At 30.6% G+C, this 21,224-nt stretch carries 18 protein-coding genes; 8 read left to right on the forward strand and 10 right to left on the reverse strand.

From position 1 onward, the window contains the following. Window positions 1–40 precede the first annotated feature (40 nt). Both WHD08_RS08500 and WHD08_RS08505 read left to right on the forward strand, forming a co-directional pair. Window positions 41–904 (forward strand): alpha/beta hydrolase, encoded by an 864-nt coding sequence (locus WHD08_RS08500; RefSeq protein ID WP_244183339.1) that lies wholly within the window; start codon window positions 41–43, stop codon window positions 902–904. A gap of 356 nt (window positions 905–1,260) precedes the next feature. Next, complete coding sequence (locus tag WHD08_RS08505; RefSeq protein WP_208891122.1) at window positions 1,261–3,663, forward strand: helix-turn-helix domain-containing protein; 2,403 nt, start codon at window positions 1,261–1,263, stop codon at window positions 3,661–3,663. A 403-nt stretch (window positions 3,664–4,066) separates the two neighbouring features. Here the strand turns inward: WHD08_RS08505 and recJ are convergent, their stop codons facing one another. Further along, window positions 4,067–5,752 (reverse strand): single-stranded-DNA-specific exonuclease RecJ, encoded by a 1,686-nt coding sequence (gene recJ, locus WHD08_RS08510; protein WP_208891121.1) that lies wholly within the window; start codon window positions 5,750–5,752, stop codon window positions 4,067–4,069. Between the two features lie 13 nt (window positions 5,753–5,765). Next, on the reverse strand, window positions 5,766–6,197 hold the full coding sequence (locus tag WHD08_RS08515; protein ID WP_165733031.1) for an OsmC family protein: 432 nt from the start codon (window positions 6,195–6,197) through the stop codon (window positions 5,766–5,768). Window positions 6,198–6,506: 309 nt separating this feature from the next. Between WHD08_RS08515 and WHD08_RS08520 the strand changes: the two genes are divergently transcribed. Beyond that, window positions 6,507–9,545, forward strand: a complete 3,039-nt coding sequence (locus tag WHD08_RS08520; protein WP_205860260.1) for a SusC/RagA family TonB-linked outer membrane protein — start codon at window positions 6,507–6,509, stop codon at window positions 9,543–9,545. A gap of 10 nt (window positions 9,546–9,555) precedes the next feature. Then, entirely contained in the window at window positions 9,556–11,067 is a 1,512-nt protein-coding gene (locus WHD08_RS08525; protein ID WP_208891120.1) for a SusD/RagB family nutrient-binding outer membrane lipoprotein, read from the forward strand. 85 nt (window positions 11,068–11,152) lie between these two features. Here the strand turns inward: WHD08_RS08525 and WHD08_RS08530 are convergent, their stop codons facing one another. The 3 genes from WHD08_RS08530 to WHD08_RS08540 are packed head-to-tail and all read right to left on the reverse strand — an operon-like array spanning window position 11,153 to window position 13,860. Then, window positions 11,153–11,809 carry a peptidoglycan recognition protein family protein gene (locus WHD08_RS08530; protein WP_208891119.1) on the reverse strand — a complete coding sequence of 219 codons (657 nt, stop codon included), beginning with the start codon at window positions 11,807–11,809 and terminating at the stop codon, window positions 11,153–11,155. A gap of 6 nt (window positions 11,810–11,815) precedes the next feature. Continuing rightward, window positions 11,816–12,847, reverse strand: coding sequence for an aminotransferase class I/II-fold pyridoxal phosphate-dependent enzyme (locus WHD08_RS08535; protein WP_165733034.1), 1,032 nt, complete (start codon window positions 12,845–12,847; stop codon window positions 11,816–11,818). Between the two features lie 2 nt (window positions 12,848–12,849). Then, on the reverse strand, window positions 12,850–13,860 hold the full coding sequence (locus WHD08_RS08540) for a dipeptide epimerase (protein ID WP_165733035.1): 1,011 nt from the start codon (window positions 13,858–13,860) through the stop codon (window positions 12,850–12,852). A gap of 69 nt (window positions 13,861–13,929) precedes the next feature. On the opposite strand from WHD08_RS08540, the gene WHD08_RS08545 reads away from it, so the two are divergent. Together WHD08_RS08545 and WHD08_RS08550 are read left to right on the forward strand one after the other, a co-directional pair. After that, entirely contained in the window at window positions 13,930–14,520 is a 591-nt protein-coding gene (locus WHD08_RS08545) for a carboxymuconolactone decarboxylase family protein (protein WP_208891118.1), read from the forward strand. Between the two features lie 200 nt (window positions 14,521–14,720). Then, complete coding sequence (locus WHD08_RS08550; RefSeq protein WP_208891117.1) at window positions 14,721–15,731, forward strand: hypothetical protein; 1,011 nt, start codon at window positions 14,721–14,723, stop codon at window positions 15,729–15,731. On the opposite strand, the gene WHD08_RS08555 is transcribed toward WHD08_RS08550, so the two are convergent. From WHD08_RS08555 to WHD08_RS08565, 3 genes are all read right to left on the reverse strand, one after another. Next, window positions 15,693–16,271 carry a uracil-DNA glycosylase family protein gene (locus tag WHD08_RS08555; protein WP_208891116.1) on the reverse strand — a complete coding sequence of 193 codons (579 nt, stop codon included), beginning with the start codon at window positions 16,269–16,271 and terminating at the stop codon, window positions 15,693–15,695. The genes WHD08_RS08550 and WHD08_RS08555 overlap by 39 nt on opposite strands. Window positions 16,272–16,610: 339 nt before the next feature. Then, a complete protein-coding gene (locus tag WHD08_RS08560) occupies window positions 16,611–16,952 on the reverse strand; it encodes a HopJ type III effector protein (RefSeq protein ID WP_208891115.1) in 342 nt (113 codons plus the stop codon). Window positions 16,953–17,002: 50 nt separating this feature from the next. Next, complete coding sequence (locus WHD08_RS08565) at window positions 17,003–17,989, reverse strand: aldo/keto reductase (protein WP_165733040.1); 987 nt, start codon at window positions 17,987–17,989, stop codon at window positions 17,003–17,005. Between the two features lie 241 nt (window positions 17,990–18,230). Here WHD08_RS08565 and WHD08_RS08570 point away from each other — a divergent pair, with 241 nt between their 5' ends. Next, window positions 18,231–18,641, forward strand: coding sequence for a hypothetical protein (locus WHD08_RS08570; protein WP_208891114.1), 411 nt, complete (start codon window positions 18,231–18,233; stop codon window positions 18,639–18,641). Continuing rightward, on the forward strand, window positions 18,642–18,839 hold the full coding sequence (locus WHD08_RS08575; protein ID WP_165733042.1) for a helix-turn-helix transcriptional regulator: 198 nt from the start codon (window positions 18,642–18,644) through the stop codon (window positions 18,837–18,839). A 298-nt stretch (window positions 18,840–19,137) separates the two neighbouring features. Here the strand turns inward: WHD08_RS08575 and rsmI are convergent, their stop codons facing one another. Beyond that, on the reverse strand, window positions 19,138–19,809 hold the full coding sequence (gene rsmI, locus WHD08_RS08580) for a 16S rRNA (cytidine(1402)-2'-O)-methyltransferase (protein ID WP_165733043.1): 672 nt from the start codon (window positions 19,807–19,809) through the stop codon (window positions 19,138–19,140). 157 nt (window positions 19,810–19,966) lie between these two features. Continuing rightward, complete coding sequence (locus WHD08_RS08585; RefSeq protein ID WP_208891113.1) at window positions 19,967–21,166, reverse strand: hypothetical protein; 1,200 nt, start codon at window positions 21,164–21,166, stop codon at window positions 19,967–19,969. Between the last annotated feature and the right edge of the window lie 58 nt (window positions 21,167–21,224).

Below are 21,224 nucleotides of genomic sequence, written 5' to 3' on the forward strand. Positions count from 1 at the left end.
TAGTTTTAAAAGAATAATGTACACACTATCAAAATAAAAAATGATGAACAAATTAACGACATCAATACATATACAGTTTTTTTTTAAAGTGTTAACAGTTGTTTTCTATATCCTTTTCTTATCTAGTTGTGCGTCTAAGAAAACAAGTGATGTTTCTTATATAAAAGATTCAAAAGCTTTAGTAACATCTTTTCCAGAATTAGATGTATACAAGACTCGAAAGTCTAAAGACAACCCCGTTGTAATTTTCATACATGGTGGCTACTGGAATGAAGGTAAAAAAGAAATCTACGGATTTTTAGGTAGAAATTTTGCAAAGAAAGACGTGGTAACCGTTATTCCTAACTATACGTTAAGTCCTAATGGTAGTTACGATACGATGGCAGAAGAAGTTACTGCAGCCATAAAATGGACTTATGAAAACATCGAAAAGTACAACGGGAATCCTGATCAAATATTTTTAATGGGGCATTCTGCAGGCGGACATTTAATTGCATTGGTAGGAACGAATCCTAAATATTTAAACAATAAAGAGATGGTTAAAGGAATCATTTTAAATGATGCTGCAGGATTAGATATGTATTCTTATTTAAAGAAATATCCACCAACTAAAGAACATAATTATGATGTAACTTGGACAAGCAAAGAAGAAAATTGGAAAGATGCTTCACCCATTTATTTTGTATCAGAAAAAACACCACCAATTTTTATGATGACTGGGACAAAAACATTCCCGTCTATTATTTCTCAAAATAAAGAATTTCTAGAAAAGTTACATAAATTTCAACCAAGTGTTAACATCAACTTTCAGTCAAAAAAACACATACCAATGATGAGCCAATTCTTTTGGCCATGGAATAAGAATTACAAAGAGATACTTAAATTTATAGATGTTAATAAATAGCGTTTCTCCTTCAACTTATTTATAACAAGACCCTGAGCTTTTGCTTGGGATTTTTTATTTGAAGCCATTTCCTGCTTTCTCTACTCACTTTTTTTTCATTCCTCAAAAAAGAGCTCAAACAAATAGCTTGTCTTAAGCTTGACGAAAGGCTCAATCAGGGCTAAACTTGTTTGTTAGCTATTCTCACAACGATATCATAACAACCTAAAATAAACAGCATTAAAGTGTATCACTATAATATTAAAAAAAGTAAACAATAGTATTCTTTTATAATTGATTAAATTACATGTTAAATCAAGAATAATTATTTTATTATTTATAATAATGTTTATTTACCTTGCACCAAAAAGTAAAAAATGTCTAAAAATCCTGAACTAGAACTTGCATTACAATTTATTGATAAAACAGATAGAAATATCTTTGTTACAGGAAAAGCAGGTACAGGAAAAACTACTTTTTTACATCAAATTAAAAAGGAATCTTTAAAAAGAATGGTTATTGTAGCACCAACTGGTGTTGCAGCAATTAACGCAAAAGGAGTTACCATTCATTCTTTTTTTCAAATGCCTTTTGGTCCTATTTTACCAGATCAAATTGCAAATACAAACCAGCAACGTAAGTTTTCTAAAACGAAGATTGATATTATAAAATCGTTAGATTTAATAATTATTGATGAAATTTCTATGGTTCGTGCCGATTTGTTAGACGGAATAGACCAAGTGATGCGTCGTTATAAAAACAGAAATAAAGTTTTTGGTGGTGCACAGGTTTTAATGATTGGAGATTTACAACAATTAGCGCCAGTAGTTAGGCCAAATGAATGGAGTTTGTTGCAACAACATTATAATACTGTATACTTTTTTAGTTCTAAAGCGTATCAAGAAGCAGATGTTGTTTCCATAGAATTGAAACATATTTATCGTCAGAAAAATGAAGATTTCATTACCATCTTAAATGAAATTAGAACAGATACCTTATCAGAAAAATCTGCTGAAATTTTAAATAGAAATTACGATCCTACCTTCTCTCCTACTAAAGATGATGGTTATATTACCTTAACAACACATAACAATAGAGCCAATTTAATTAACAGTTCAGAATTAAATAAACTGAACACCAAAAGCTACTTTTTTAAAGCGGATGTTTCTGGTAAATTCAATGATAACGCTTTCCCTAATGATGAAAAATTAGAGTTAAAAATGGGAGCACAAGTAATGTTTATCAAAAATGATTCATCACCCGATAAAAGATATTACAACGGAAAAATAGGAATTATAACAGATATTTCGCTACAAAATGTAACGGTACAATGTCCTAATGAAATTGATGAGATTGTTACAGAAAAAGAAACCTGGGAAAACATCAATTATTCTATTGATGAAGAAACAAAAGAAATAAAAGAAGATATCTCTGGTTCTTTCTCCCAAATCCCATTGCGATTGGCTTGGGCAATTACCATTCATAAAAGTCAGGGTTTAACCTTTGAAAAAGCCATTATAGATGCAGAAGCTTCTTTTGCACACGGACAAACGTATGTTGCCTTAAGTAGATGTACTTCTTTAGAAGGTTTGGTTTTAAAAACACCAATTACAAGCAGTGCAATTATTAATGACAGAACGGTTAGTGTTTTTAATGAAAGTGTAGAAGAAAATCATCCAGATGAACATGTTTTAAACGAATCTGAAAAACACTTTCAGCTGAATTTAATTTCTGAGTTATTCGATTACCAGCCATTTTTATATCCCGTTTCTAGATTGATAGATATTTTCTACAAGAATCATACAAGTATAAAAGGAGATGTTATAGATCATTTACAAACCATAAAAGATGATGGTGTTGTGGCTTTAATGAAAGTCTCTAACGGGTTTAAAAATCAATTAGCACAAATTTGTGAAGACAATGTCTTGCCAGAAAATAGTTCTCAAATTCAAGAACGTTTTACAAAAGCAGTAGATTATTTTGTAACACAAACAAAAGGAAATATCCTAAAACCTTTAAATGCAATTCAGTTTTCTACAGATAATAAAACAGTAAAAAGTGATTTTACCAAACAGTTTGACAGCTTACAAGAAAAGCTATTAGAAAAACTGTTTGCCCTTCAAAAAATAAACAATGGTTTTAAAGTGCGAGACTATTTAAAAGTAAGAGCAAATGCTGTTTTACAAAAATCGGCTCCAACTAAAAAGAAAACAGTAGCCTCTAAACGCGACCCAATTTTAGCGTTAAAACTACGTCAACTAAGAGATGATATTTCTAAAGATTTAGGAATTCCGCATTTTCAAATATTTACACAAGAAGCTTTATACGCCATGTGCGATGACTTACCTAGAACAGAAAAAGCATTGTTAAGCACTGTTGGAATGGGAAAAACTCGTGTAACAAAATATGGTGAGCAGATTTTAGAAGTCATTGAAGATTATTGTAAAAAAAACGGAATCAATAAATTAAACGAGCAAAAGAAAGAAGATAAAAAACCTACCAAACAAATTACTTTTGAGCTGTTTAAATCTGGGCTTTCAATTAAAGAAATCGTTAAAGAAAGAAGCTTAACTACCGGAACTATAGAAAGTCACCTGGCTAGTTACATTCCTTCTGGAGATGTTGACATTTTAGAGTTAATTGACACTAAAAAGTATAAGAAGATTGTAAATGCGATAGAAGATACAGAGTTTAAAAGCTTAACAGACCTAAAAGAGAAAGTAGATAAATCTTTTACTTTCATGGAGTTAAGAATGGTTTTAATGTCAATGGAAAATTAATTTAAATTATTTTAAAATAAAGTGTAAGTTTTAATAAAAAGGGTCGTCTTATTGATTATGGTAAGATACTTTCTTATCATTTTCTTTTTCATAGCAATTTTCCCACTTCTAATTTAGGAGTGGGTTTTTTATTGAAATGAATATTTAAAAAGTTAGAATGTAAGTCCTAAATAAGGCTTTTTGCCGATTTAGGAATCTAAATTACAATTACGAAAATTCTAGATCCCTCGTCGTTCCTACGTCTCTCTTTCGGAATGACATTGGAACGATAAATTAAACTTAAAAACTCAACATGTCATTCCGAAATGAGGCCTTTTGCCGATTGAGGAATCTAAAACTATAATTAAAAAACTCTAGATTCCTCGTCGTTCCTGCGTCTCTCTGTCGGAATGACAATTGCTATCTATCTTAAATCTTTCAATAATAATTGTATCGATTTATTCCCATTCCAATCATTTTCATCTAAGCCATATACGATATCAAAATCGTTTTGCACAAACTCCATTTTATCACCTAAACCAAAACCAATAGAATTAAAAGTTCTTTTATTATCACCCTGAAAAACATTTAGTTTTAAATGTGTTTTATCCGCTCCAACTTGTTTTCCGTAACCATTATCTCTTACACAACTTGTTTTAAAAGTCGGTCGCATATTCATAGGACCAAAAGGTGCCATTTGCTGAATAATTCTAAAGAACTTCGGTGTAATTTCTAACAAATCTATTTCTGCATCTATAGAAATCTCCGGAGTTAACAACTCTTTATCAATTGTAGCTTTTACAACTTCTTCAAATTTATTTTTGAAGTTCTCATAGTTTTCCGGTGCTAAAGTTAAACCTGCGGCATATTTATGTCCGCCAAATTGCTCTATAAACTCTTCGCAAGCATGCAATGCATTATAAACATCAAAACCTTTTACAGAACGAGCGGAAGCTGCTAGTTTATCGCCACTTTTGGTAAAAACTAAAGTGGGTCTGTAATATTTTTCAATTAAACGAGAAGCAACAATACCTATTACTCCTTTATGCCAATCTTCTTGAAAAACAACCGAAGTAAAACGGTCTTCTTCTTCATTATCAATAATCTGAATTAAAGCTTGGTCTGTAATTTTCTTATCTAAATCTTTTCTATCCGCATTAAAAATTTCTATGGCAGCAGCAAACTCCACGGCAGAATCAAAATCCATTTCTGTTAATAATTCTACAGCATAATTACCATGCTTCATTCTACCAGCCGCATTAATTCTTGGCGCAATGGTAAAAACAACATCGGTAATTGTTAATTCAGACTTTTTAGTTTGATGAATAATTGCCTTTATTCCGTTTCTCGGACTTCTATTAATAACCTGTAATCCATGATACGCTAAAACTCTATTTTCACCATTCATAGGTACAATATCTGCAGCAATTGCCGTAGCAACCAAATCTAAATACGGAACAAAATCTTCTATGGTTTGACCTCTAGAACTTCCCAAAGCCTGAATCAATTTAAACCCAACTCCACATCCACAAAGCTCATCGAAAGGATAATTACAATCTTCTCTTTTTGCATTTAAAACGGCTACTGCTTTCGGAATCTCATCACCAGGTTTATGGTGATCGCAAATAATAAAATCGACATTTTTTTCGGTTGCATACGCAACTTTATCGATGGCTTTTATTCCGCAATCTAAGGCAATAATTAAAGAAAAATCATTGTCATGAGCAAAATCAATTCCCATATAGGAAACGCCGTAACCTTCGGCATATCTATCGGGAATATAAGTAGCAATGTTTGGATGAATCGTTTTTAAATAAGACGCAACCAAAGAAACTGCTGTAGTTCCGTCTACATCATAATCACCAAAAACTAAGATATTTTCGTTGTTAGCAATTGCTGTTTCAATTCTTGCAACTGCAAGATCCATGTCTTTCATTAAAAAAGGATCATGAATTTCATCTAAACTTGGACGAAAATAATTTTTAGCATCTTCAAAAGTTTCAATATTTCTTTGACATAGAATTGCGGCTATGGTTTTATCAACCTGCAATTCTTTTGCTAATTTTTCTACCTTTTCTTTATCTGCTTTTGGTTTTAACGTCCATCTCATTGCTATTTATCTCTTAATTTTCAATTTTATGTAAATGAATTTCAATTTCTACCTCAGCAAATTGACGAAACATCTCCATAACACCACAGTATTTTGTTACCGATAAATTTACAGCTTTCTGAATTTTTTCTGGTTTTAAATCTGTATCAGTAAAATGATAATCTACTTTTACTTTATTATAAAACTTTGGATGCTCATCTGTTAACTCTGCAGTTATATCAATTTTAAAATCGGCAACTTCTGCACGCATTTTTGTTAATAATGACACTACATCTAAACCAGAACACCCCGCCAATGAAGCTAACATTAAAGCTTTTGGCCTGTACCCTTTTCCTTCTCCCCCACTTTCTTCGCCAGCATCCATTGTTAAATTTAACCCACTCGGATTATCAGATTCAAATTGCATGTTTTCTTTCCAGGTAGTTCTTACAATATTTGTAGTCATATTAAATGATTTTAGTATAGATTTTTAAAAGTTGAAATAGTAATCTGTGCTTATTCTTACAAAAATAAGAAAACACACAGTAGTTAATGGTTAAAATAATTAGAATGTTTCTTTTAAAAAGTACAGTCTTTATGCTATTTTTAATAACTCTTAATTTTAAGTCTATTTTTAGAAGATTCTCATTTTTTCATGACCTTTTGCACACTTAATGCTGTTTTTTGTTTTTTTCTGCTGTTTTATTAATTTATTTAAGAGAATTATCTTTTTTTTAGCTAATTTTATCAAAATATTAACCAACAAAACATTTTTATGATAAAAAAACTTTTTTTTACAGTTTCACTTATCTTTATGGTTACATTAAATATTCAATCTCAAGAAATTAATGTCAAAGGAAAAGTAACAGATAACACAGGAGAATTACCAGGGGTAAGTGTGTTAATTAAAGGCACTAAAATAGGTACAAGTACCGATTTTAATGGAATGTATTCTATTACAGCAAAAAAAGGAGAAACAATTGTCTTTACTTCTTTAGGTTTTAAAAGAAAAGAAGTTCAAGTAAATTCCGCTACATTAAATGTTGTATTAGAAGAAGATACTAATGTATTAAATGAGGTAGTAGTAACTTCTTTCGGTGTTAAAAGACAAAAAAAATCTTTAGGTTTCGCTGCACAAGCATTAAAATCTGAAGAACTTTTAGAAGGAAACCAAAGTAATATGGTAAACTCTTTACAAGGAAAAGTTTCTGGTGTTACAGTTACTAGTTCTGGTGGTGCACCTGGGTCTTCTGCTGTAATTATGATTCGTGGAGGTACTTCTATAACAGGAAATAACCAACCACTTATGATTGTTGATGGATTACCTATAGACAATTCTACAGATTCTAGTTCTGAAGTTGCAAGTACAAATAGAGCGTCTGATTTAAACCCAGAAGATATTGAAAGCATTACGGTTCTTAAAGGGCCTGCCGCTGCTGCTTTATACGGTATACAAGCCGCAGAAGGAGCTGTTATTATTACAACCAAAAGAGGAAAAGAAGGTATGAGTAAAGTTTTTCTGTCTTCATCTCTTTCTGTAGACAATGTTATGGGAACTCCAGACATTCAACAAATGTATGGTCAAGGTGAACAAATTGTTCAGACCGATGGTAGTGTTAATTATAATTTAGAAAGTCCACTTTCTTGGGGAGAAGCAATATCTCCTGGTACAAAAACATATAACCATATAAAAGACTTTTATAAAACAGGAATTTCGCAAAATTACTTTGCAAGTTATACAGGAGGTAATGCTAAAGGAAATACGTATTTTTCTATAGGTAATTTAGATAATCAAGGAATTATACCATCTACTTCTTACAATAAAACTACTTTTAGAATTAATCAAAATTCGAAAATTTCAGAGAAACTTACTTTATCTGTTTTAGGTAACTATGTTAGAACAAATATTAAAAGTACCCTACAAGGAAATGCAACTGGTGGTAGTATTACTAGTTTATTAAATTATCCTTCTAATGTAGATATTAATGATTACACAAATGCAAACGGTACTCAAAAAGGTTTTTATACAGGTCAACAATCTGACAATGTTTATTGGAGTTTAGATAACAGCCCAAATACAAATGAGTTAAACAGATTTATTGGTTCTATAGGACTAGATTATGCTATTAACGAAAATTTAAATCTATCTTATAAGTTTGGAGCAGATATTTACGATCAACACAGTAGAAGAATAACCGCAAATGGTTCTTTAAACGAATCTAGAGATGAAGGTTATATTTCTCAATACGAAAGATTGTATAAAAAATATACTTCAAATTTTATAGCAACGTATACTAAAAAGTTATCAGAGAAATTTGAATTGAACTTATTAGCGGGTAATACTATAGAAGATAGTAATGTAAAAACAGACTACTTAACTGGTAATGGTTTTTTAGCTCCAGGTATTTATAATATCAGTAATGTTTCAACAGAAAATCAAACCATATTAGAGCGTATTGCTAGAAAAAGAAATGTGGGAGTTTTCGGAGAAATAAAATTAGGTTATAAAGATGCATTATTTTTAAATGTTACTGGTAGAAATGACTGGTCTTCTACACTACCTTCAAAGAGTAGATCTTTCTTTTACCCTTCCGTAGGAGCATCTGCTGTTCTTACAGATTTATTTGATATTAAATCTGAAGGTAATGGATTAAATTATTTAAAATTAAGAAGTACTTGGGCTCAAGTAGGTAAAGATGCACCAATTGGTCAATTAGAAAGTTACTTGGTAACTCAGATTAATGGACTTGGTAGTACAGGTTACGCATACAACGGAGTAGATGTTGGTAATGCTGCTTTAGAACCAGAGTTTACCAATAGTTGGGAATTTGGTTTCGATTCTAGTTTCTTAAATAATAGATTAAGTTTTAATGCAACGTATTATAAGAGTATTTCAGATAATCAAATATTGTCAGATATACGTGTTCCTCCAACAGCAGGTACTTTTTACGCAACCTTAAACGGTGGAGAAATAGAAAATAAGGGTATAGAAGCGTTATTATCTGTAAAATTAATGCCATCTACATCTGAATTTCAATGGGACATGAATTTTAATTTTGGTAGTAACGTAACAACAGTTATTGATTTACCAGGAGAACTAAACGAGGTTTATTTATCTGATTCTTGGACATTTTTAAACTCTGCTGCAGGTGCAGGTGTTTTAGATGCGTCTTTATTCTCGCTTAGAGGAAAGAGAGCTATCAAAAACGAAAATGGTGAAGTTTTAATAGGAACTGACGGTTACCCAACTTTAACAGACGAAACCTATGCGGATGTTGATAGACAACCAGATTTTACATTAGGTATTTCAAGTACTTTAAGATATAAAAACTTTGGGTTATCATTTTTATTAGACATTGTAGAAGGCAATACTGTTTATAATGCTACTGCATCTGCATTGGCTTATTATGGTGTAGGTACAAGTACTTTAGATAGAGGGCAAACAACAATTATTTCTGGAGTAAAAGCAGATGGAACAGCAAATGATATTTCGGTAACAAAAAACCAAGAGTATTATCAAAATTATTATGCTTTAAACTCAGAGAACTTTGTTGAAGACGGTTCTTATACACGTTTAAGATATGTAAGTTTAAATTATAAGTTAAGCAAAAAATTGTTAGAGCGTTTACCTGTTTCTAACTTAGAATTTTCTTTAACAGGTAGAAACTTATTAACCTTTACTAATTATAGTGGTGTAGATCCTGAAATAAATGCATTTGGAGGAGGAGTTCCTGGAGCTGGTTCTGTTGGTGTAGATAATCTTGGTACCCCAAATACTAAAGGTTTTGATCTTGGTCTTAAATTAACTTTTTAAAATATAAAAAATGAAACATTTAAAATATACAATTTTTATACTATTAGTTAGTGTGGTATTTTTATCGTGTTCAGAAGATTATTTCGATGTAAATAGTTCTGTAACAGCACCAACAACAGAGTCATTAGAACCTCAATACCGTATAAAAGGTGCTATAGAAAACATGTTTACTGGTGTTATCTATAGAGGTAGTAGAGAAGTTTTAGGCATCACTCAACACGGTGCACAAAACGTTCCCAACTATTATTCAGAGACTTGGAGTAGTTTTATGACTACAGGAAGTTACTTTTTATGGCAAAATGCATACGTGTATTCTTTACCAAATACTGCAGATTTAATAGCTTTAGGTGAAAAGCATAATTCTCCAAACTTTATCGCTGTTGGTAAAATTTTACGAGCGTATGGTTTTGGTACAACAACAGACCAATATGGAGATATTGTTTTTACAGAAACGTATGACGGAAAATCTTCATTAAACTTAACTCCTAAATTTGAAACTCAAAAAGCGGTGTATCAAGGAATCATCACAATGTTAGATGAAGCAATTGTACAAATTAATCAACCAAGTGACATTGAATTAAATTCCAATGGTGGTGATGTTTTTTATAATGGAAATAAAGAACAATGGATTAGATTAGCCTACGCTTTAAAAGCTCGTTATTTAAACCATTTATCTAAGAAAAATTCTGGAGACATGGCGTATGACGCAGATGCAATTATAGAAGCGTGTTCTAAAGCTTTACAATCTAATGCAGATAATGCTATGAGAAGTTATGGTGGTGGAGAAGCAGAAAACGACCGTCAACCATACGCTACAGGAGGTTACGGAAGCTCTAGAGTAGATTATTTTTCTCACTTTTTTGTAGAATTATTAAAAAACTCATTAGATTTAGACACTCCTTATGAAGATCCTCGTCTTAAAATTATTGTACCAGAAGCTGTAAATGGTGGATACCAAGGTGTTAGAACTGGAGAAGGTCCTTTACCTAATAATGAAGATGGTGGTGATGATTATTCTGTTGGAAATGGTGGTTTTTACACCAGTCCTACTGCGCCAACTTACATGATGACTTATAGTGAAGTAAAATACATAGAAGCGGAAGCTAGATTAAGAAAAGGAGATAATTCTGGTGCTTATACAGCTCTGAAAGCTGGAATTCAGGCAGATTTTGAAAAAGCAGAAGCAACTGCTACTGAGACAACTGATTATTTAGCTAAGATGGATGCTGAAGTAGGAGAATCTGGTGTTACATTATCACATATTATGATTCAGAAATACATTACATTGTTGTTTGATCCAGAAACTTGGGTTGATTTAAGAAGAATGGATTATAGTAACACAATTTATCCTGGTTTAGAAAGACCAATAAATGTAAATTTAGCTATTTTCCCTGGTGAAAATGATTGGATTCAAGCAATGGTATATGAATATAATGAAGAGGATAGAAATTACGAAAACATGCCAGACAACACAGCTAGTGTTCGATTAACAACACCTGTATGGTGGAATGTAGCTGAGTAATCGACTATAATTTATTAAGTAAAATAGAAAAAGCATCAGAAATAATTTCTGATGCTTTTTTTTCTTCTATTTGTTTTGCTAAATATTATTTAACAGGAACTTCTTTAAACTCTAAGCTCTTTGTAGCATTTTTAACTTTCATTAAAAAATCTTTTCCTGGATCTGTTTTTACTGTTCTATAACCATTATCTTTTTCCAACCATAACTCATGGTTTTCAAAATTAGTATATTCATAATGACCAATAACGTAATCAATTTCGTATTTATTTTTTAAATAAGTAACAAGCTTAATATTCGCTTCTAATTGTTTTTCGGTTAAAGGTTTTGATGCCGTGCCTCCAACATTTTCTATACCAATAGCACAATGATTTAAACCAATTACATGCCTTGCCATAACGTTTTCTGGCATTAGCCTATAAATAGTTCCATCTAAATCAACTAAAAACTGAGAAGAAACATTTAATTGGCTAGCTGTATTAATTTTTGTTCTGTGGTCCCCTATTTTGGTATTTACAAATGCACCAAAAGATTTTTCTAATGTTGGTATTGCTGTCCAATGGATCACAACCATTTTAGGTTCAATTGTTGGGGAATCTTGAACAATCCCATAATGAGATTCCATGTACTCTAAAGTTAACTGCTCTCTTAACTCTCCAAACTCAATTGGCTTGTCTATAATTTTAAGATCATCTTTACAAGAAACAACACTAATAAACAGTAATAAAAGGTATATTTTTTTCATTGCTAATTATTTTACTTTAATATTAATTGAGTTAATTAAAAAATCTAATTGCGCTTTCGTATGATTTGCATTGATAACAATTCTATTAAACTTTTTTGTGCTTGTAGCATAATAAAAAGAGGTTATTAAAATATTTTTATCCAATAGAATTTGTTCTATTTTTTCATCAGAATGAAAGAAAACAGGATAAGAGTTATCAATAGTAACGGCAGTATTATCTTTTAATTGATGATACACATACTCCATGTTACTTTTCAGTTTTACCAATTGCTTTTTATAAATTTCTTGTGCATTTATAAAAACCTCCAAAAAAGCAGGACTCATACCTGCGCAACCAATAAAAAGATTGTCTTTTTTGATAAGATTGATAAAACTTAAATCTCCTGCAATTATACCTCCATTAACTCCAAAAGATTTTCCTAAAGAAGAACTAATAATCACTTTTATATTTTTTCTTTTTGGTACAAGTTCTGAAATTCCGTTTCCATTCTTGCCTAAAACCCCTAAACTATGAGATTCATCAATCACCAAATAAATAGTATTAGAAATATCAATTTCATCTAAAAAACCGAAAGAAAACGGTGTTGTTTCAAATGCTGCAATTCCGTCTAAAACAATGCTTATTTTTTTATTTTTTATTGATTTTAAAGATGAGTGTAATTCTGAATCACTAAAAACAGACAACGCATTTTCTGGCAAAATTGCCGGATGCGTTTTTGGCATAAAATAAAAAGCATCTACAAACGTCCCTAATGTTTTTATAGCAAATTGACCTGCTAAAGTACCTGATGAAACTGTTACAGCAGCTTCTGTTTGTAAAAAATTAGCCAAGTAAGTTTCACCTCTTTCATAAACAGCTAATTTTATATTTGCACTTCTAGAGCTTCCGTAAGAAACTCCCCACTTCTGAATAGCTTTAAAAAGTAATTCTTGAAACTCAGGTAAAGCAGCAGCTCCTAAATAAGAAGTGCCACTAAAATACAAGTATTCTTTTCCGTTTAAAAAAGCTGTTGTAGTTGGTACTTTTTCTAATTGCATATTTATAACAATGAAGCTCCAGTTCCATTTTCATCAGCATAAGAAATTACACCATTATCTATGGTAACTCCATTAGCAATGTCTTTTTTCAATAGCAAACCACCATCCATATCTACATAATCTAAAAGCGGTAATAAATGTGCTATTGCAGAAATACCTACGGTAGACTCTGTCATACAACCAACCATTGTTTTTAAGCCTAATTCTTTGGCTTTTTCTAACATTCTTTTACCAGGCGTTACCCCACCACATTTTGTCAACTTTACGTTTACACCATGAAACAAACCAAAACATTTTTCTACATCACTTTCTACAATACAGCTTTCATCTGCAATAATTGGTAAAGCAGAATTTTCGAATAATTTTTTAGCACCTTCAATATCATCCGCTTTTAAAGGTTGCTCTAAAAACTCTACACCTAATTCTTTTAATTTAAAAGAATTCTCTATTGCTTGATCTGCAGTCCAACCACAATTTGCATCAATTCTAAAAATTGCATCAGAATGTTTTCTTAATTCAGTTACTATTTCAATATCATTTTTAGTCCCTAATTTTATTTTATAAATTGGCCAAGGAAGTTCTTTCATCTTCGCTAACATTTTCTCTACAGAATCGATACCAATGGTATAATCTGTCATTGGGTTTTTATCGGTATTAAAACCCCAAACATCATATAGTTTTTTTCCTTGTTTACGCGCATTTAAGTCATTAAAAGCAATATCTAAAGCACATAATGCAAACATATTTTTAGCAAATAAAGGTTGTAACTTTTGCCAAAAATCAGCAGGTTCTTCTCCCGACAAAGACTTAATAAAAGGTAAGTTTTGCTGAATAGTAGCCATCATGTTTTCGACAGTAATATTATAATAAGGATTTGAAGTTGCTTCTCCAAAACCAGAAAATCCATCTGAAATTAACTCTACAACTAAACTTGGCTGAAAGTCATGAGACTCTCTAGAGATTGTAAAAGTGTGTTTTAATTGAAGATTATAAGAATGCAGTTTTATTTCCATTTTTTTACAGTTATATTTATCGTAAAGTTATAAAAATAGAATTCCATAAATAAATTTAAAATCATAAATATGCCATTAGTAACCCCATTATCTTCAGAACACGATATAGAAACAAAAGAATTAGCACTATTCTTTAATGAGACCTTAGGTTTTTGCCCAAATTCTGTTTTAACAATGCAGCGCAGACCCGCAATTTCTAAAGCTTTCATCAACTTAAATAAGGCTGTTATGGCAAATGAAGGCAGGGTAACATCTGCATTAAAAAGAATGATTGCTTGGGTTTCTAGTAATGCTACCGGTTGTAGATATTGCCAAGCGCACGCCATTAGAGCTGCAGAACGTTACGGAGCAGAACAAGAGCAATTAGATAATATTTGGGAATACAAAACACACCCTGCTTTTTCTGATGCTGAACGCGCTGCATTAGATTTTTCTTTAGCTGCTTCTATGGTGCCAAATGCAGTGGATGCAAAAATTAAAAATGAATTATATAAGTATTGGGATGAAGGTGAAATTGTAGAAATGTTAGGTGTTATTTCCCTTTTTGGATACTTAAATCGTTGGAATGATTCTATGGGAACAACTTTAGAAAAAGATGCTATTGATAGCGGAGATCAATATTTAGGAAAACATGGTTTTGAAGTTGGTAAACATCAATAAAAAGCAGTACATTTATTTTTCAAAAAAAAAAAAGAACTCCTCACTATAAAAGTGAGGAGATTCAAAATAAATTATTAAGGTCCCCCAACCTTTTCAAATTTAGTACACAAAAGTAAAGAAAACATTAGTTTTAAAATTGTGTATTTCACAAAAAATAAATGTTTTTTTTGTGATTTTTAAGTACGAAAAAAAAGGCCTAAATGAAAAGTTCAGAAGAAGAATTATTTAATTACATTAAACAGAAACTCCCTAAAAACGTTTCTTTTATAGATAAAATAGCAGAGGTTTTAGATTTAAGTTATGATGCTGCATATAGAAGAGTTAATAGAAAAACAGCATTAAATTTAGCTGAAACTTTAAAACTCGCAAATCATTACAATATAGATTTAAACACCTTATTATTATCCACCAATAATAGTAAAAGGATTATTGTAGAGAAAACTCATCATTTAATTGAAGATGATTATTTACAAACTTTTTTAGATAAATCATCTAATGAAATTGAAAAATTACAGGAATCGGGAGAAGCATTATTAATAAACTCTCTTAAAGACTACCCTCTATATCATGCGGGCAGTGGTTTTTTTTCTATGTTTAGAATATTTGCTTTAATTAATATATCTACTAAAGATTCTAATATTAAAAAAATGCCTTTTTCGGGATTTACGCCCTCTTCTGAAATTTTAAAAAAACACAAGACTTTTTTAAAAGGATACAATAAAATATCATTAACAGAAATATGGAGTGATTCTACGATAGATAATATTTTAAATCAAATTCAATATTTTTTTGACATAGGTCTTACCACAAAACCAGAGTCAATAATGATTGCTGATAGTTTGGTAGAATCTTTAAAGGTAATTGAAGAACAAGCAAAAAATCAAAAAAGAAACCATAGTGAAAGTAGTTACCAATTATACCACAACAATTTAGTTCCACTTTTAAATACGGTAATTATGAAATCTGAAACCCAAAAAAAGATTTTTGTGCCCTATACTAATTTAAGTTATTTTAGAATAAGTGATGAAAATACAACAAACCAGATTGAACAACATTTTAAAACGCAAATAGAGTTTTCTAACAACCTTTCTGGTGATGCCTCTGTAGAAAGACAAAAGTTTTTTAATACTTTATATCAAAAGATTGAAAATCGAAAAACAAGACTTTCTCTTTCATTTTCTCCTAATGATGTTTTGAACCCTATTTTCTAATTCCGGAATTACATTTTTCTCAAACCAAGGATTTTTAGTCAACCAAAACCGATTTCTGGGAGACGGATGTGGCAATGTAAAATATTTAGGCAAATACTCCGGATAATTATCTACCGTTTCTGTGAGAGTACGTTTCGCTTTATCTTTTAAATAATAATTCTGAGCGTACATTCCAATTAGAATAATCAGTTCTAAACTTGGCATTAACTCAAATATTTGTTGATGCCATTGAGGAGCACATTCTTTTCTAGGCGGTTTGTCTCCACTTTTTCCTTTTCCTGGATAACAAAAACCCATCGGTACAATAGCAAAGTTTTCTACATTGTAAAACTCTTCACTTGAAACATTTAACCATTTTCGTAATTGTTTCCCGCTTGCATCATCCCAAGGAATTCCAGATTTATGAACCTTTGTTCCTGGAGCTTGACCAATAATTACAATTTTAGATTTTTTATGACCTGTAACTACGGGGTTTGCTCCCAAATCTAAATGCGGTTCGCAAATAGTGCATTTTTTTATTTCTGATAAAAGGCTTTGCATTTTATAAAAATAGTCAAAATTATCTTTCTAAATGAGTAATAAGATTTCTCAATCGTTGAAAAACTCATTTCGAAATGACAAATTCGAATGTCATTCTGAATAATAAAGAAAGAGCAATCTAAACCGTAATAATATGAGGTTTCTCATTAGTTTATTTTGAGCCGAGTTGAAAGATCAAAAAAACTCATGTCTAAATGAAAAAACGAATGTCGTTCCGAATGACGAAGGAAGAGGAATCTAAACAGTAACAATACTATGAGATTTCTCATTAGTTTATCTTGAGCGGAGTCGAAAGGCGAAAAGCTCATTTCGAAATGACAATCGAACTCTAAAAAAATCTTACTTTAACTCTAAAGCTTCTTTTTCAAAAGACAAACCTTCAAAACCAGACTTCATAAAATTTCTGATATTTTGGTGAGAGTCTCCATTTTCATCTTCTAAAACATTTTTATAGTGTTCTCCAAAACAAAATAAAGCTTCTTCTTTTGTCATTTTTTGAATTTTAGCAAATGCAAATAACTTACATGAACCAGAATTCTCTCCTGCTTTGTTTTTGATATCTCCGTTTGTAAAAGATGTTGGAGTAAAATTGTAATTGTCCTCAATTACTTGCATCGTATCTGCAAATAAGATTGAAGTTGGATTTGCTTTTAGTTTTGTTTTAAACTCTTGTATTATCATATCTAAAGATTGTAAAATGTTTAATTCTATTTAGGTTTGTTCTAACTATTTTACCATAAATCTTGCACTTCTGCTTTAATATATTTATCGTAAATACTTTTTGTTTGCGCTAATTGGGTATCCGAAATCGGACTTATACTACTTGTATTTAAGTTAGAAACTAATTGCTCTACGCTAGAAGCTCCAGGAATTACACAACTTATTTCATTAAAAGACAAAATCCATTGTAATGCTTTATGCACAAGACTTTCGTCTTCATTAAAAATTGTTTTTAACTCTTCTACAGCCTGTAAACCTAAATTATAATCTATACCAGAAAACGTTTCTCCTTTATCAAAGGCAGCTCCGTCACGGTTAAAGAATCTATGATCTTCTTTGTTAAACGTTGTTGTTTTAGTGAATTTCCCTGTTAACAAACCACTAGCCAATGGAACACGAGCTATAAGTCCAACATTTTTTTTCTTTGCTTCTTCAAAAAATATTTCACTCGGTTTTTGACGAAACATATTAAAGACAAGTTGAACAGTACTTACTCCTTCAAATTCTATTGCTTTTAAAGCTTCCTCAACTTTCTCTACACTTACTCCGTAATTTCTAATTTTACCTTCTGTAGTTAAATCATCAAATAAACCAAAAATTTCTGGACGACTGTATACTTCTGTTGGAGGACAATGTAATTGAATTAAATCAATTCTATCAACGCCTAAATTAGATAAACTATCTTCCACAAATTTTCTTAAAGCAGCAGTTGTGTATGATGCATTTACATGAGGATTTAATTGACGACCACATTTTGTAGCAATAAATACTTCTTCAGAACTTGCACGTACAATTTCACCGACCACTTTTTCACTTAATCTATCACTATAAACATCTGCAGTATCAATAAAATTAATTCCATTATCAATGGCTGTATTAATAATTTTTTCTGCATTCGAGAAACTAAAGTCACTTCCCCATTTTCCACCAACTTGCCAGGTTCCTAAACTTATTTCTGAGATGTTTAAGTTCGTTTTTCCTAATTTCCTGTAATTCATTCTTATTATATTTTTTGATAATTATACCTGTAAAAGTGTTTGTCGTAAAATTATAGAAATTCTTAATTTTTTACAGTATTTCTGTGAAATTATTTTCTATTGGACTTACTTTTAGTTTTGTTTTGAGTTGTTGGATGGTCACTTATTTTTTTTAATTCGTCAAACATAAACAACAAAAAAAGACAACTTTTATTATTTTAATGTAAAGTATTGTTTACATTTGTATAAAAATAATAGCATTATGAAAATTAAAATGTTACCCAATTGGTGTAAAAAGTTAGGATTATTAATATTTACTGTTGGTTTTATAATTTCTGGCTATAAGGATTTTATGATGGGATTTACTGGAGCACTAGATGCCACAAAATTTAATTATTTTGAAAACTTATTTTCCAATTCAGTTATTCACCTATTAGAGATTGGCTCAATTCTAGGTATGGTTATATATTTAATGTCTAGGGAAAAAATAGAAGATGATTATATCAATAAATTACGACTAGAATCATTTCAATTAACGTCTTTCATTGGATTAGCAATAACTATAATTTCTTATTCAATTTCAGAAGAGATAAAGTTAACCTTAGATTATTTTATTATTCTTTTTCTTTGGTTTTATCTCATAATTTTCGCACTTAAAAAACGTATTTACTAAATGAAAAACTTAATAAAAGTAGAGCGTGCAAGACATAATTTAACTCAAGCTGATTTAGCAAAAAAGGTTGATGTTTCTAGACAAACTATTTATGCAATAGAAAATAATAAATTTAATCCGTCTGTAACTTTAGCAATTAAAATGGCGCGTCTTTTTGAGGTAACTGTAGAGTATTTGTTTGATATTGAAGAAGATTAATTTCTTTTTTATTTAAACAATAATAAAAACCTCAGCCTTTGGCTGATAATTTAATAAAATGATAAAGCTTATTTTACTTTTCATTATTTGGTTTCTAGAAATAATTTGGTTGATTCTTTAGAAATAGGTACACCCTTTTAGGATAAAGGTAATATTACAAAAATGAATCTATAGATTTCTCAATCGTTAAAAAACTCATTTCGAAATGACATTTTTGATTTCAATAAAAAATGGATAAATGTTGTTCAAAGACCTCACAGGTTTTAAAAACCTGTGAGGCCTGAGGTAAGTAAAATATCTACTTCTTCCCTTCTACAATAACCACAATTTCACCTTTTGGTGGTTTTGCAGTATAATGTGCTAAAACTTCAGTTGCAGTTCCTCTAATCGTTTCTTCGAACATTTTTGTTAATTCTCTACTTACAGAAACCTGTCTGTCAGCACCAAAATACTCTACAAAATGCCCTAACGTTTTTACTAATTTATGTGGAGATTCGTAAAAAATCATGGTTCTTGTTTCTTCTGCCAATAGTAAAAAACGTGTTAGTCTTCCTTTTTTTACTGGTAAAAAACCTTCGAACACAAACTTGTCATTTGGCAAACCAGAATTTACTAAAGCGGGTACAAAAGCAGTTGCTCCAGGTAAACAATCCACCTCTATATTATTTTCTACACAAGCTCTGGTTAGTAAGAAACCAGGATCTGAAATTGCAGGTGTTCCGGCATCTGATATTAAGGCACAAGTTTCTCCGTTTTGTATTCTTTGTACAACTCCTTTTAAAGACTTGTGCTCGTTATGCATGTGGTGACTGTGCATTTGTGTAGCAATCTCAAAGTGTTTTAAAAGTTTACCACTTGTACGTGTATCTTCTGCTAAAATAAAATCTACTTCTTTTAGAATTCTTATTGCTCTAAAAGTCATGTCTTCTAAATTACCTATTGGAGTAGGCACTAAATATAATTTGCTCATTGTTTCGGTTTCAAGTTTCAAATTTAAGGTTTCAAATTGGACTCAAAAACAAATAGTTGAATTTAAATAGACTTTTACAGAAATAGTGGCACTTACATAAGTTGTCTCTTTTTTAGAAAGTGATTTAAACGACAAAAACATAAACTATTTATTACTCTTATTTTAATTCTATCAACTCTAGTATTTGATAATCTAACTTATCAAAAATGTTTATGTTTTCACGAATTACCTTAGCGTAAACACCTGGTTTGTCTATAATCATCCAATATTTAAGTTTTGCTTCTCCGTAAAAACCTTCCACAACTTTACATTTAAATTCTCCTGCAAACACTTTTATCGTTTCTGTGGCTATTACTCTAAACGGGCCTAGATCTTCTTGAGGAAAAAAATCATTTTTCATATTTAATAGACCTCCTTTAAAACTTTCAGTATCTTTTAGAGTGTCCTTTTCGGTAATGATTAAATTATCTAAGGTGATACTTTTTCTTTCTTTATTAATAGTGATTTTAGACAGTAAAATATCTTCTTTAAAACTTTTTGTGCTTGGTATTAACATACTTCGTTTATACTTTAAATAGTTTACATGTTCTAATTTGACTAATAAAGAATCAAAATCTGACCAAGGAGAACTTTCGTTTGATCTTGCTGGAAAATTATTAATATTAAAAGTTAAACGTTCTAAACTAGTGGATGAAATATCTTTTGCAGCAATTTTTTCTTTTTTAGCTGTGATTTCTTTTCCGCTTTTATTTAGTATAAATGTATTTTCTGATTGTTCTTTTAGAAAACTTTTCCCCCTTAACAATTTAGATTCGCCTATAAAAGTGATTGCTTTTTCTTTAGAGTTGTACATCCAAGTACCATTTATTGTTGATTTTAATTTTCCTATTGAAGAAATTGTAGAAAATGAAAAAGTATCTGGTAGTTCCATTTTTAGCAATTGAGTATCCTCAAAATCATTTACTATGGTCCATGTTCCGATGAATTTAGACTCTGCATTTTCTTTAGCAATCTCATTAAAATTCAACTTTAAATAGGTTGTACTTATGCCCTCTTTTTCTAATACAAGCTCTTTGTTGGTACTGCTTACAATTTTACTGATGCCATTAAAATCTACCTCAACATTAGATCTCATTTTAATTTCATTCCTTTTACTATTGTAACGCCAAATTGCAACCAATTTACCTTTCATCAATGTTTTTCCGCCTTTTGCAAACTCTATAATCTTAAATGGATGTTCCGTATTGTTAGCTGATTCTACTTTGGTTATAAGCCAGCTGCCAACAAGATTCGGATTTTGTGCCTTTATAGAAAAACTACACAGAATAATTATAAGTGTGATGACTAATTTTTTCATGAGATGCTATTTTAAAAGATTATACTTTCTATATGACTAATACAGACCTTCTAATGCA

It is taken from the genome of Polaribacter sejongensis (assembly GCF_038024065.1).
GTDB classification, from domain to species: Bacteria; Bacteroidota; Bacteroidia; order Flavobacteriales; family Flavobacteriaceae; genus Polaribacter; species Polaribacter sejongensis.

Excerpts from the sequence above, each read along its gene's own strand:
- WHD08_RS08515 (WP_165733031.1), bottom strand. The coding sequence starts at position 6,197 with ATGACTACAAATATTGTAAGAACTACCTGGAAAGAAAACATGCAATTT.
- WHD08_RS08500 (WP_244183339.1), top strand. The coding sequence starts at position 41 with ATGATGAACAAATTAACGACATCAATACATATACAGTTTTTTTTTAAA.
- WHD08_RS08535 (WP_165733034.1), bottom strand. The coding sequence starts at position 12,847 with ATGCAATTAGAAAAAGTACCAACTACAACAGCTTTTTTAAACGGAAAA.
- WHD08_RS08585 (WP_208891113.1), bottom strand. The coding sequence starts at position 21,166 with ATGAAAAAATTAGTCATCACACTTATAATTATTCTGTGTAGTTTTTCT.
- WHD08_RS08565 (WP_165733040.1), bottom strand. The coding sequence starts at position 17,989 with ATGAATTACAGGAAATTAGGAAAAACGAACTTAAACATCTCAGAAATA.
- WHD08_RS08570 (WP_208891114.1), top strand. The coding sequence starts at position 18,231 with ATGAAAATTAAAATGTTACCCAATTGGTGTAAAAAGTTAGGATTATTA.
- WHD08_RS08505 (WP_208891122.1), top strand. The coding sequence starts at position 1,261 with ATGTCTAAAAATCCTGAACTAGAACTTGCATTACAATTTATTGATAAA.
- WHD08_RS08545 (WP_208891118.1), top strand. The coding sequence starts at position 13,930 with ATGCCATTAGTAACCCCATTATCTTCAGAACACGATATAGAAACAAAA.
- WHD08_RS08520 (WP_205860260.1), top strand. The coding sequence starts at position 6,507 with ATGATAAAAAAACTTTTTTTTACAGTTTCACTTATCTTTATGGTTACA.
- WHD08_RS08540 (WP_165733035.1), bottom strand. The coding sequence starts at position 13,860 with ATGGAAATAAAACTGCATTCTTATAATCTTCAATTAAAACACACTTTT.
- recJ (WP_208891121.1), bottom strand. The coding sequence starts at position 5,752 with ATGAGATGGACGTTAAAACCAAAAGCAGATAAAGAAAAGGTAGAAAAA.
- rsmI (WP_165733043.1), bottom strand. The coding sequence starts at position 19,809 with ATGAGCAAATTATATTTAGTGCCTACTCCAATAGGTAATTTAGAAGAC.
- WHD08_RS08550 (WP_208891117.1), top strand. The coding sequence starts at position 14,721 with ATGAAAAGTTCAGAAGAAGAATTATTTAATTACATTAAACAGAAACTC.
- WHD08_RS08575 (WP_165733042.1), top strand. The coding sequence starts at position 18,642 with ATGAAAAACTTAATAAAAGTAGAGCGTGCAAGACATAATTTAACTCAA.
- WHD08_RS08530 (WP_208891119.1), bottom strand. The coding sequence starts at position 11,809 with ATGAAAAAAATATACCTTTTATTACTGTTTATTAGTGTTGTTTCTTGT.
- WHD08_RS08525 (WP_208891120.1), top strand. The coding sequence starts at position 9,556 with ATGAAACATTTAAAATATACAATTTTTATACTATTAGTTAGTGTGGTA.
- WHD08_RS08555 (WP_208891116.1), bottom strand. The coding sequence starts at position 16,271 with ATGCAAAGCCTTTTATCAGAAATAAAAAAATGCACTATTTGCGAACCG.
- WHD08_RS08560 (WP_208891115.1), bottom strand. The coding sequence starts at position 16,952 with ATGATAATACAAGAGTTTAAAACAAAACTAAAAGCAAATCCAACTTCA.